This window comes from Pantoea sp. Z09, assembly GCF_022394795.1.
Lineage (GTDB): Bacteria > Pseudomonadota > Gammaproteobacteria > Enterobacterales > Enterobacteriaceae > Pantoea > Pantoea latae.
The window spans coordinates 71,992-83,961 of sequence record NZ_CP092373.1 but is presented as its reverse complement, the minus strand read 5'-3'; the positions used below and the strand labels follow the sequence as shown (position 1 = coordinate 83,961).

General features: G+C 57.6%; 8 protein-coding genes, 2 tRNA genes, 1 rRNA gene and 1 riboswitch. Of the genes, 2 read left to right on the top strand and 9 right to left on the bottom strand.

Annotation, left to right across the window (positions count from 1 at the left end; all coding sequences use genetic code 11):
- Positions 1–121: 121 nt before the first annotated feature.
- From MC269_RS00370 to btuB, 5 genes are all read right to left on the bottom strand, one after another.
- Positions 122–197, bottom strand: a tRNA-Ala gene (locus MC269_RS00370).
- Between the two features lie 141 nt (positions 198–338).
- Positions 339–415 (bottom strand) — tRNA-Ile (locus MC269_RS00365).
- Positions 416–486: 71 nt separating this feature from the next.
- Positions 487–2,026, bottom strand: a 16S ribosomal RNA gene (locus tag MC269_RS00360).
- Positions 2,027–2,420: 394 nt separating this feature from the next.
- The gene (gene murI / locus MC269_RS00355) at positions 2,421–3,272 is read right to left on the bottom strand and encodes a glutamate racemase (RefSeq protein ID WP_239953341.1); all 852 of its coding nucleotides are present in this window, start codon (positions 3,270–3,272) and stop codon (positions 2,421–2,423) included.
- The gene (btuB, locus tag MC269_RS00350) at positions 3,217–5,097 is read right to left on the bottom strand and encodes a TonB-dependent vitamin B12 receptor BtuB (RefSeq protein WP_239953340.1); all 1,881 of its coding nucleotides are present in this window, start codon (positions 5,095–5,097) and stop codon (positions 3,217–3,219) included. The genes murI and btuB overlap by 56 nt, the downstream gene beginning before the upstream one ends.
- 69 nt (positions 5,098–5,166) lie before the next feature.
- A riboswitch (cobalamin riboswitch) is annotated at positions 5,167–5,348 on the bottom strand.
- Positions 5,349–5,458: 110 nt separating this feature from the next.
- Here btuB and trmA point away from each other — a divergent pair.
- Complete coding sequence (gene trmA, locus MC269_RS00345; RefSeq protein ID WP_239953339.1) at positions 5,459–6,565, top strand: tRNA (uridine(54)-C5)-methyltransferase TrmA; 1,107 nt, start codon at positions 5,459–5,461, stop codon at positions 6,563–6,565.
- 100 nt (positions 6,566–6,665) lie between these two features.
- On the opposite strand, the gene MC269_RS00340 is transcribed toward trmA, so the two are convergent.
- Both MC269_RS00340 and fabR read right to left on the bottom strand, forming a co-directional pair.
- A complete protein-coding gene (locus MC269_RS00340; protein WP_239953338.1) occupies positions 6,666–7,022 on the bottom strand; it encodes a YijD family membrane protein in 357 nt (118 codons plus the stop codon).
- 17 nt (positions 7,023–7,039) lie between these two features.
- Entirely contained in the window at positions 7,040–7,684 is a 645-nt protein-coding gene (gene fabR / locus MC269_RS00335; protein ID WP_081140611.1) for an HTH-type transcriptional repressor FabR, read from the bottom strand.
- A gap of 193 nt (positions 7,685–7,877) precedes the next feature.
- Between fabR and sthA the strand changes: the two genes are divergently transcribed.
- Entirely contained in the window at positions 7,878–9,278 is a 1,401-nt protein-coding gene (gene sthA, locus MC269_RS00330) for a Si-specific NAD(P)(+) transhydrogenase (protein WP_033755573.1), read from the top strand.
- Here sthA and oxyR read toward each other — a convergent pair.
- Positions 9,261–10,178, bottom strand: coding sequence for a DNA-binding transcriptional regulator OxyR (gene oxyR / locus MC269_RS00325; protein ID WP_081140610.1), 918 nt, complete (start codon positions 10,176–10,178; stop codon positions 9,261–9,263). The genes sthA and oxyR overlap by 18 nt on opposite strands.
- Positions 10,179–10,572: 394 nt before the next feature.
- On the bottom strand, positions 10,573–11,946 hold the full coding sequence (argH, locus tag MC269_RS00320; RefSeq protein WP_239953337.1) for an argininosuccinate lyase: 1,374 nt from the start codon (positions 11,944–11,946) through the stop codon (positions 10,573–10,575).
- Between the last annotated feature and the right edge of the window lie 24 nt (positions 11,947–11,970).

The window sequence follows — 11,970 nt, the reverse complement described above, 5'->3', positions numbered from 1 at the left end:
TATTACGGAGGAATAACGCAAAGCGTCGTTTCAATTTTCAGCTTGTTCCGGATTGTTAAAGAGCATAATACTTCACAGCCCACCGTTTCCGGTACGCTCTGAACTATTTCAGAAAACAGTATGGTGGAGCTAAGCGGGATCGAACCGCTGACCTCCTGCGTGCAAGGCAGGCGCTCTCCCAGCTGAGCTATAGCCCCATACAGTTACTGCAGAGACCGTCTACTACCACTCAACCTTTCCCTTAAGGAGAAACGTGAATTCGTGCTCAGGCAAGGCATGTTTTCGCGAAGCATAGTGAACTATGCGAGACGGAAACATAACGCAGCATGAGTGCGAATTGGTAGGCCTGAGTGGACTTGAACCACCGACCTCACCCTTATCAGGGGTGCGCTCTAACCACCTGAGCTACAAGCCTGTAGAGGTTTTTCTGCTCGTTACTTTCTATCAGACAATCTGTGTGAGCACTTCGAAGGCAGTATCTTCAGGTAAGGAGGTGATCCAACCGCAGGTTCCCCTACGGTTACCTTGTTACGACTTCACCCCAGTCATGAATCACAAAGTGGTAAGCGCCCTCCCGAAGGTTAAGCTACCTACTTCTTTTGCAACCCACTCCCATGGTGTGACGGGCGGTGTGTACAAGGCCCGGGAACGTATTCACCGTGGCATTCTGATCCACGATTACTAGCGATTCCGACTTCACGGAGTCGAGTTGCAGACTCCGATCCGGACTACGACGCACTTTATGAGGTCCGCTTGCTCTCGCGAGGTCGCTTCTCTTTGTATGCGCCATTGTAGCACGTGTGTAGCCCTACTCGTAAGGGCCATGATGACTTGACGTCATCCCCACCTTCCTCCGGTTTATCACCGGCAGTCTCCTTTGAGTTCCCGACCGAATCGCTGGCAACAAAGGATAAGGGTTGCGCTCGTTGCGGGACTTAACCCAACATTTCACAACACGAGCTGACGACAGCCATGCAGCACCTGTCTCACGGTTCCCGAAGGCACTAAGGCATCTCTGCCAAATTCCGTGGATGTCAAGAGTAGGTAAGGTTCTTCGCGTTGCATCGAATTAAACCACATGCTCCACCGCTTGTGCGGGCCCCCGTCAATTCATTTGAGTTTTAACCTTGCGGCCGTACTCCCCAGGCGGTCGACTTAACGCGTTAGCTCCGGAAGCCACTCCTCAAGGGAACAGCCTCCAAGTCGACATCGTTTACGGCGTGGACTACCAGGGTATCTAATCCTGTTTGCTCCCCACGCTTTCGCACCTGAGCGTCAGTCTTTGTCCAGGGGGCCGCCTTCGCCACCGGTATTCCTCCAGATCTCTACGCATTTCACCGCTACACCTGGAATTCTACCCCCCTCTACAAGACTCTAGCCTGCCAGTTTCGAATGCAGTTCCCAGGTTAAGCCCGGGGATTTCACATCCGACTTGACAGACCGCCTGCGTGCGCTTTACGCCCAGTAATTCCGATTAACGCTTGCACCCTCCGTATTACCGCGGCTGCTGGCACGGAGTTAGCCGGTGCTTCTTCTGCGGGTAACGTCAATCGACGCGGTTATTAACCGCATCGCCTTCCTCCCCGCTGAAAGTACTTTACAACCCGAAGGCCTTCTTCATACACGCGGCATGGCTGCATCAGGCTTGCGCCCATTGTGCAATATTCCCCACTGCTGCCTCCCGTAGGAGTCTGGACCGTGTCTCAGTTCCAGTGTGGCTGGTCATCCTCTCAGACCAGCTAGGGATCGTCGCCTAGGTGAGCCGTTACCCCACCTACTAGCTAATCCCATCTGGGCACATCCGATGGTGTGAGGCCCGAAGGTCCCCCACTTTGGTCTTGCGACGTTATGCGGTATTAGCTACCGTTTCCAGTAGTTATCCCCCTCCATCGGGCAGTTTCCCAGACATTACTCACCCGTCCGCCACTCGTCACCCAAGAGCAAGCTCTCTGTGCTACCGTTCGACTTGCATGTGTTAGGCCTGCCGCCAGCGTTCAATCTGAGCCATGATCAAACTCTTCAATTTAAGTTTGATTTGCTTAAACAAGTTAAGCGGTGCTCATCTGTAAAACGTCATAATGAATGTCATTATGTGTCCACTCGTGAGGCTTGATATTTTTTAAGCCCGGAGGCTTTGATATCTGCTCTCGAGTGCCCACACAGATTGTCTGATAAATTGTTAAAGAGCATGCCGCGATTATTCAGCGGCGCGGGCTGCGTATATTACGCTTTCCGCTTTATCAGTCAAGCATTTATTTTTGCTTTCCTGACGATTCGAACCTTGTCGAACCTTACTTAACACCGCATTCCGTAAGCCGTTGTGCCGTGTCAGTGGAGGCGCATTATAGGGAGTTCTTTCTGGCTGACAAGGGCTAATTTCAAATTAATTTCCGAGTGTCGATTTTTTCAGCAAAACTACCCTAAACTGCCACTTTTTCCAGCGCCGGGAAGCCATAACGCCTTAAAACCGGTGATAATTGCAGCGCTTCGCCGTTTAGCTCGGTGCAAAAGGCGCAGTTCGCCTGCGAAGATTGCGCGGCTGGCGCCTCATGCTCCAGCAGCCAGGCCGTTCGCCGCGCAATCGCCGCGCCCGAATCAATCAAACGCGTTCCCTCAGGCAGCACCTGCTGTAGTTCTTCGCGCAGTAAAGGAAAGTGCGTGCAGCCCAGCACCACGGTATCCGGCGGCTCGGCCATGCGCAGCCAGGGCTGAACGATACGACGCACATCCTGCAACGCCACAGGCTGGCCGTGCAGCTTCTCTTCCGCCAGCTCCACCAGCTCCGCCGAGCCCAGCATCGCGATCTGGCAAGAAGTAGCGAACTGCGCCACCAGCTCATGGGTATAGGGACGGCGCACCGTCGCCCGCGTCGCCAGCAGCCCGACCACGCCGTTGCGCGTTAGCCTTGCCGCCGGCTTTATGGCGGGCACCACGCCCACTACGGGAAAATCAAAGCGCGCGCGCAGCGCCGGCAAGGAGACGGTGCTGGCGGTGTTACAGGCGATAATGCAAAGCGAGAGCGGATGACGGGTGGCAATCGCGCCGACGATATCGACGACGCGCTCGACAATATACGCTTCGCTCTTTTCGCCGTACGGGAAGCCTGCGTTATCGAAAGCGTAGAGATAATGCAGATCCGGCAGCAGCTGCCGGACCTCATCATAGACAGAGAGCCCACCGACGCCGGAGTCAAACACCAGCACGGTGGGACGCAGATCAGAAGCGGTAGCTGGCGCTGAGGTAATACTCCGTTCCCGGAGTTCGATAGCCATACACTGTCTCGTAGTCTTTATCAAACAGGTTGGCAATTCTACCACGAACCGTCAGCTGAGATGTGACCGGATACGACACCGCGAGATCCCACAGACTCACGCCGCCCAGTTTCACGCGGCGGGTGGGATAGCTGTTGTAGTCATTATCGAAGCGGTCGCCGAGATAGTGATACGTCACCGACCAGTCGAGGTTATAAATCGTCCAGTCGAGCTGGTACTTAACCTGCTGTTTCGCACGGCGCACCAGCTGCTCGTCGGTTTCGCCGTCGCGCGCGTCGACATAGTCATAGGAGATCTGATGGCCCAGCGGGCCGGTCTCGAACGACGCGGTCGCCTCGACGCCTTTAATACGCGCCTTACTGATGTTGTAGTAGCGATAGGTCACCGGATCGCTATCAATCAGGTTGCTAATGTCGTTGCGATAACCAGAAAGCCGCCAGCTCACCGCTCCGGTCAGCCCTTCAACTCCCCCTTCCCACTGCTTGCTCTTTTCCGGATCGAGGTCAGGATTGCCGTAGCCCGGGCTGTAGACCTGGGAGAGATTCGGCGCCTTAAACGCGGTGCCGTAGGAGGCGAAGAGGCGATAGCCCGATATGAACTCCCATGCGGCGGCGGTCTGCCAGGTGTTGTGCCAGCCGAACTGGTTATTGTCATCGCCGCGCAGCGCGCCTTCCAGCGTCACGCTGCCAAACTGCTGCTGCCCGGTGAGATAAAGGCCGGTGTTGCGCTGCTCATAACCCTCCGCCAGATAGTTGGTGCCAGGTTCGGTGGTCTCTTTCTGCCAGTCGACGCCGCCGCTGATGGCGCCCTGGCCGACCTGCACGGTGTTGCCCCACTGCAGGTTGTACTGGGTGACGTCGTCAAAAGTGGACGCGGCGCCATAGCGGCCGTTGCGCGGATCGTAATTAATATCTTTGGTGCGGCTGTAGCTGGCGATCAGCTGCGTCGAGTAGATGTCGCGGTTGAAGCGCAGGCCGGTGTCCCAGGTCTGGCTATAGAGCTGACGCGTATCCGCCAGGCCGACAATATTGGTATAGCTGTCATCATAGCTGTAAGAGCCGTCATAGGCGGTGCGGTTGTCAAAGCCGTAGCCGCGTACAAATCCGCTCAGCTCGTCGCTGAACTGGTGCTCGAGGTTGCCATAGAGGGTTTTACTCATAAACCCGTCTCTGTCGCCCTGCGCCGGACCATAGGCGTTGGGATAGCCGGCACCGACGTCGAAGCCGCGGTTATAGGTGTAGTTGCCGGCCAGCGTCAGTTTTGTGGCGTCGCCCAGCTGCTGCTGCGTTGAGCCATCATATGACTGATAGCCTTTCGAGCCGACGCCGGCGGTGAGCGTGGTACCGGGCTGCGCGCGGCCGGTAATGATATTTACTACGCCGCCGATAGCGTCCGACCCGTAAACCGCCGAGCGCGCGCCGCGGATATATTCGATGCGCTGTACCAGCGACAGCGGGATCTGGCTAAGGTCGGACGAACCCGAGATGCCCGCCTGGTTGAGGCGAATGCCGTCAATCAGGATCAGCACGTGGCTGGAATTGGTGCCGCGAATAAACAGCGAGCTGCTCTGCCCGAGGCCGCCGTTCTGCGCCACATCAACGCCAGGCAGCCGGCGCATCACGTCAGTCAGGCTTTTCGCCTGCCAGCGGTCGATTTCAGCGCGCGTCACCACGGTGGTGGGTGCCAGCACCGACGAAACCGGCTGGGCGAAGCGGTTGGCGGTTACGATTTGCGTATCATCATTATCCTGAGCGAAACCAGGTTGCGCCCAGAGAGCAAGCGCCGTTGCGCTAAACGCGCACAGCGAAGCGGAGTGTTTTTTCATTTTTATGAGCATCCAAAAGACCAAGCAGGATGCCGCAGGCATACGATCGATAGCACGCGATGACCGTACGAGTTGCGACGTCACACCGGCAGGTCTTCGGGCTGGGAACCATAGGTGGCGAAGACTTCCCATCCGGCTGGACAGTGTCTGCAAGGCGATCGCCACGACATTCCTTACCGCTGCGCGTCAGCTCCAGATTCGCACTGGATTCCCTTTTAACTCAGGCTGAGGCCGGCGCAGGCAGTCTACAGGAGTGATAATGGAAGTCCAGACAGCTATACCGCCCGATGCGCGCAGGACTGGACAACGCCAGGTGAATGCCTACAATCGCCCGCAAGTTTGCTATTAACCAGGATCGATCATGACACCCGAACATCTCCCGACCGAGCAGTACGACGCGCAACTGGCCGAGAAAGTCAGCCGTTTACAGACGATGATGACGCCGTTCGCCGCACCTGAAGCGGAGGTGTTTCGCTCGCCGGTCAGCCACTACCGGATGCGCGCGGAGTTTCGCCTCTGGCACGATGGCGACGATCTCTACCACATCATCTTCGATCAGGCGACGCGCGAACGCATTCGCGTCGATCGCTTTCCCGCCGCCAGCGAGCTGATTAACGCGCTAATGCCGAAAATGATCGCCGGGATCCGCGACAACCGCGTGCTGCGCCACAAGCTGTTTCAGATCGACTACCTCTCGACCATGAGCAACGAGATCGTGATCTCGCTGCTCTACCACCGCAAGCTGGAAGCGGACTGGGTCGAGGCGGCGAGCGCGCTGCGTGACGCGCTGCGGGCTGAAGGCTATGCGGTGCAGCTGATTGGCCGCGCCACCAAAACCAAGATCTGTCTCGACCAGGATTTTATCGACGAGCGTCTGCCGGTGGCGGGCCGCGAGATGATCTACCGTCAGGTTGAGAACAGCTTTACCCAGCCTAACGCGGCGATGAACATTCAGATGCTGGAGTGGGCGCTGGACGTCACCACCGGATCGCGCGGCGATCTGCTGGAACTTTACTGCGGCAACGGCAACTTTTCGCTGGCGCTGGCGCGCAATTTCCGCCGCGTGCTGGCGACCGAAATCGCCAAGCCGTCGGTGGCGGCGGCGCAGTTCAATATCGACGCCAACCAGATCGATAACGTGCAGATTATCCGCATGGCGGCGGAAGAGTTTACCCAGGCGATGAACGGCGTGCGCAGCTTTAACCGCTTACAGGGTATCGATCTGAAGAGCTATGAGTGCGAAACCATTTTTGTCGATCCGCCGCGCAGCGGGCTGGATGAAGAGACGGTGAAGATGGTGCAGGCCTATCCGCGCATCCTTTATATTTCCTGCAATCCCGACACGCTGTGCGACAACCTGCGGACGCTGGCGCAAACGCATCAGGTTTCGCGCCTGGCGCTGTTCGATCAGTTCCCCTATACACACCATATGGAGTGCGGCGTCTGGCTGACGCGCAAAGACGGATAACCGATCGCAGATTAGCGTAAACGCAGGTGGTGTGGACGGAAGAGCAAAGCGTCCCGCGCCAGAAATAAAAACGGGAACCTCAGGTTCCCGTTTTTGTTTATCAGTCGTTGTTCTTACGACGCTTCATCTTCACGCCGATCCAGAACACCAGCGCCACCATCAAAATGGTCGGAATAAAGTTAGAGCCGATATCGGGATATTCGGCGCGCACCAGCGCGCTATACACCAGAATGCCCAGCAGGAAAAAGGCCGCCGCCAGACCCGGCATACCGTCCGGCATATTGCGGTTCAGATAGCGCTGGTGCAGGCTCCAGACCGCCAGACCCAGGGCGATAATGGGAAAGATAGAAAAAGGAACAAAGGCGCTAAACAGCACGGAAAATGAGCCGTTAATCGCTAAACCAGTAATAAAAGCCAGCAGCAGCGTGCCTTTATCGCGGGAAGTCGGTTGTGTCATGGCATTATCCTTATCGTTTACTCTTCGGGTTTTTCCAGGGTGACCGCCAGACGTTCCTGCTCGCGGCGATACCAGTAATAAGCGCCTTTGGCGATCATGCGCAGCTGCAGCACCAGGCGATCCTCCAGCCTGCGGCGCTGCTCAATATCCACATCCAGCGCCTCCGCGCCTGCGCTAAAAACAATGGTCACCATCGCTTCCGCCTGCGCCTCGGTAAAGCTGCGCGGCATGCGATTTTCGACCTCAAGGTAATCCGCCAGTTCGGCGATAAAGTGTTGGATCTCACGCGCTACGGCGGCGCGAAACGCGGCGGAGGTGCCGGAACGCTCGCGCAGCAGCAGCCGAAACGCGTTAGGATTATTGCCGATGAACTCCATAAAGGTAGAGACCGAGGTTTTGATAATGCTGCCGCCCTTGGCGATGCGCTGACGCGCCTGGCGCATCAGCTGGCGCAGCATCAAACCGCTCTCGTCGACCATGGTCAAACCAAGCTCATCAACATCTTTAAAATGACGATAAAAAGAGGTGGGCGCGATACCGGCCTCCCTGGCCACCTCACGCAAACTTAAACTGGCGAAACTGCGCTCGGCGCTGAGCTGGCTAAATGCCGCTTCGATCAGCGTACGTCTTGTACGTTCTTTTTGTTGCGCTCTGACGCCCATTCTCTCTGCCTTGTGACAAGTTAGAGGGGCACTATAACAAACTTTTCAGCGTACAAGAGGCCAAAGTTTGTGACTGCCTGTGAACCTCACGCTTTGTCAAACCGTGGGGAATTTCGCTGTTAGAATTCAGATGTGCGCGGCGAGATGTTAGAATCTCGTTGTAAAAATGTATAGAAACATAGGACGTACTGGTATGCAAAAGTCTTACGATTACGATGCCATCGTGATTGGCTCCGGTCCTGGAGGTGAAGGTGCAGCCATGGGCCTGGTGAAGCAGGGAGCGCGCATCGCAGTGATCGAACGCTACCATAACATCGGCGGCGGTTGTACCCACTGGGGCACCATTCCCTCCAAGGCGCTTCGCCATGCAGTCAGTCGCATTATTGAATTCAACCAGAACCCGCTTTACAGCGACCACACGCGCCTGCTGCGCTCCTCGTTCGCCGATATCCTCAACCACACGGAAAACGTTATCAGCCAGCAGACCGCGATGCGTCAGGGCTTCTACGAGCGCAACCGCTGCGAACTGTTTCAGGGTAACGCCCACTTTATCGATGCCAACACCATTGAAGTTGAACACTACGACGGCACGCGCGAGCGCCTGACGGCGGAAAAATTCGTTATCGCCTGCGGATCGCGTCCCTATCATCCGGCCGACGTCGACTTTACCCATCCGCGCATCTACGACTCCGACTCTATCCTTAATCTGCACCACGAGCCGGGCCACGTCATTATCTACGGCGCGGGCGTCATCGGCTGCGAGTATGCGTCGATTTTCCGCGGGCTGAACGTCAAGGTCGATCTGATCAACACCCGTGACCGCCTGCTGGCGTTTCTCGATCAGGAGATGTCCGACTCGCTCTCTTACCACTTCTGGAACAGCGGCGTGGTTATCCGCCACAACGAAGAGTTTGAGAAAATCGAAGGCGTGGAAGATGGCGTGATTATGCACCTGAAGTCGGGCAAAAAGGTGAAAGCGGACTGCCTGCTCTACGCCAACGGCCGAACCGGCAACACCGACTCGCTGGCGCTGGAAAATGTCGGGCTGGAGGCGGACGGACGCGGTTTGCTGAAGGTCAACAGCATGTATCAGACCGCGCAGCCGCACATCTATGCGGTAGGCGACGTGATCGGCTACCCGAGCCTGGCCTCAGCCGCCTACGATCAGGGGCGCATCGCCGCGCAGGCGATTATCAAAGGAGAAGCCAGCGCGCATCTGGTAGAGGATATCCCGACCGGTATTTATACCATTCCGGAAATCAGCTCTGTCGGCAAAACCGAGCAGCAGCTGACGGCGATGAAGGTGCCTTACGAAGTGGGCCGCGCGCAGTTTAAGCATCTGGCGCGCGCGCAGATTGTCGGCATGAACGTCGGCAGCCTGAAAATTCTGTTCCACCGCGAAACCAAAGAGATCCTGGGTATTCACTGCTTTGGCGAACGCGCGGCGGAGATCATTCACATCGGCCAGGCGATTATGGAGCAGAAAAACGGCGGCAACACCATCGAGTACTTCGTGAATACCACCTTTAACTATCCCACCATGGCCGAAGCCTATCGCGTGGCCGCGCTGAATGGCTTAAACCGCCTGTTTTAAGGTGGTGTTGAGATAGCCCTGCATGTGCGTGCGAATCGCTTCTGCCAGCTGCTCATAGCGGCTGCGCAGAGGCGAACCGGGACGATAAACCAGCGCGATGGTGCGCTGCGGCACAGGCTTATAGCACGGCAGATAGCACACGCCGTCGCGCACGCGTTCCTGCGGCACTGCCAGCGCGGGCAGCAGCGTGATGCCGCTTCCGGCCGCGACCATATTGCGCAGCGTCTCCAGACTGGTGGCGCGGAAATGGGTATCTTCGTCAGCGCCCGCTTCAAAGCAGAAGCCCATCGCCTGATCGCGCAGACAGTGGCCATCTTCCAGCATCAGCAGCTTTTCGCCCGCCAGATCGGACATCGGCACACGATCGCGATCGTGCCACGGGTGATCCTGATAGATCGCCAGCTTCATCGGCTCGTCGAACAGCGGCACCTCAATAAAGGCTTCGCTCTCTTTCACCAGCGCCAGAATCGCGCAGTCGAGCTTGCCGCTGTCGAGCTGCGCCAGCAGCTGCTGCGTCTGCGCCTCGTGCAGGTACATCTCCAGTTTGGGAAAGGTCTTGTGCAGCATCGGAATGATTTGCGGCAGCAGATAGGGGCCGGTGGTGGGGATCAGCCCGATATGCAGCGGGCCGGACATCGCTTCGCCCTGCTGGCTCGCCATCTCTTTTAAGACTTTAACTTCCCGCAGCACGGTGCGCGCCTGATCGACCAGCAGCATGCCCGCCTGGGTGAACAACACTTTACGGCTGGTCCGCTCCAGCAGCATCACGCCCAGCTCATCTTCCAGCTTGCGGATCTGTCCGCTTAGCGTCGGCTGGCTGACGTGGCACGCATCCGCCGCGCGGCGGAAGTGGCGATGCTCGGCAAGCGAAACCAGGTATTCAAGATCGCGAATGTTCATTGTTATCCTCCAGACCACGATAGCCCGTGGCGATAGATAGGATAGCAATGAACGATTAGCCCTATCAAGCAATGATCAGAATAATGCACGCATCAAATTCAGGCGATTTGCTCTTACATAGAAAACAGGCTGGTAATTCAGGAAGCTAAGCTTGTTGCGCGAGATTAATTTCAGCGCCGCCAGAGCGATCGCTAAGCAGTCGGTCTCACCGTTTACCCGGCCATTCTGCAGCAAAGCGAAACAGACGCTGATGAGCACCTGCTGGTCAGCGTAAAAGAATCACTGTGTCAGCCGGGAGCGCTGATCCTTTGATGATGTGCCTATAAAAATAGAATGAAATTCCGAAGCTAGAGGTTAGCGGGCAACTGTTGCCCGCCTTTTTTTTGCCTGCTAATCAGGCGAGACGCTTTTTCGCTTCGGTGATGGCAAACGCCACCTGCTGCGGCGCGACACCGCCTTTGGCGTTACGTTTGTCGAGACAGGACTGCAGCGCCAGCACCGCATAGACATCCTCTTCGATCGCCGTGCTGAACCCCTTGAGCTGCGCCAGCGACAGCGCCTCCAGCGCCACGCCCTGCCTGATCGCCTCGACCACCGCTTCGCCCACGATATGGTGCGCTTCGCGGAAAGGCACGCCCTTCGCCACCAGATAATCGGCCAGCTCGGTGGAGTTGGCGTAGCCCTGCTCCGCCGCTTCCTGACAGCGCGGACGCTTCACCTGAATGCCATCCAGCACCAGCGCCGACATATGCAGGCAGTCCAGCCAGGTGTCGAGCGCGTCGAACAGCCCCTCTTTGTCTTCCTGCATATCTTTGTTGTAGGCAAGCGGCAGCCCTTTCAGCGTCATCATCATGCCGGTCAGCGCGCCCTGCACGCGGCCACATTTGCCGCGGATCAGCTCCAGCGCGTCCGGGTTTTTCTTCTGCGGCATCAGCGACGAGCCGGAGGTGACCTTGTCGGACAGCTCAACGAAGCCCGCTTCGCCGGTGTTAAAGAAGATCAAATCTTCGGCAAAGCGCGACAGATGCACCATACCGATAGAGGCGTCGGCCAGCAGCTCCAGCACGTGATCGCGATCGGAGACGGTGTCGAGGCTGTTGCGCGTGGCAGAGGCGAAGCCCAGCCAGCCAGCCAGCTGCTCGCGGTCGATGGCATAGGCGGTGCCCGCCAGCGCGCCGCAGCCGAGCGGGCTGACGTCAAGGCGCTTCAGCGTGTCCTGCAGGCGGCTTTCGTCGCGCGCCAGCATTTCCACATAGGCCAGGCACCAGTGGGCGAAGGTCACCGGCTGCGCGCGCTGCAGATGGGTGTAGCCCGGCATCACCGCGTCCTGATTCGCCTCGGCAGTCGCCACCAGCGCCTGCTGCAGTTCGCGCGTGGCGCCCAGCAGCGCCTCGACCTGCGCTTTGCACCAGAGTTTCAAATCGGTCGCCACCTGGTCGTTACGGCTGCGGCCGGTGTGCAGCTTTTTGCCCAGCGCGCCGACTTTCTCGATCAGCTGGCCTTCAACCCAGCTGTGAATATCTTCGGCGTCGCTCTGCAGGATCTGCTCGGGATCGGCCTGCACCTCGGCCAGCAGCGCATTGAGCGCCTGCTCCAGCTGCTGCTGCTCTTCGCTGCTCAGCACGTTGACCGTCACCAGCGCTTTGGACCAGGCGATGGAGCCGACAATATCCTGCTCCGCCAGACGATAGTCGAAGCGCAGCGAATCGTTGAACTGTTTGAAACGTTGGTCTGCTGCCTGGGTAAAACGTCCGCCCCAAAGTGCCATGTGAAACTCCTTACTATCCTTAAA

Excerpts from the sequence above, each read along its gene's own strand:
- murI (WP_239953341.1), bottom strand. The coding sequence starts at position 3,272 with ATGGCTATCGAACTCCGGGAACGGAGTATTACCTCAGCGCCAGCTACC.
- btuB (WP_239953340.1), bottom strand. The coding sequence starts at position 5,097 with ATGAAAAAACACTCCGCTTCGCTGTGCGCGTTTAGCGCAACGGCGCTT.
- trmA (WP_239953339.1), top strand. The coding sequence starts at position 5,459 with ATGACACCCGAACATCTCCCGACCGAGCAGTACGACGCGCAACTGGCC.
- MC269_RS00340 (WP_239953338.1), bottom strand. The coding sequence starts at position 7,022 with ATGACACAACCGACTTCCCGCGATAAAGGCACGCTGCTGCTGGCTTTT.
- fabR (WP_081140611.1), bottom strand. The coding sequence starts at position 7,684 with ATGGGCGTCAGAGCGCAACAAAAAGAACGTACAAGACGTACGCTGATC.
- sthA (WP_033755573.1), top strand. The coding sequence starts at position 7,878 with ATGCAAAAGTCTTACGATTACGATGCCATCGTGATTGGCTCCGGTCCT.
- oxyR (WP_081140610.1), bottom strand. The coding sequence starts at position 10,178 with ATGAACATTCGCGATCTTGAATACCTGGTTTCGCTTGCCGAGCATCGC.
- argH (WP_239953337.1), bottom strand. The coding sequence starts at position 11,946 with ATGGCACTTTGGGGCGGACGTTTTACCCAGGCAGCAGACCAACGTTTC.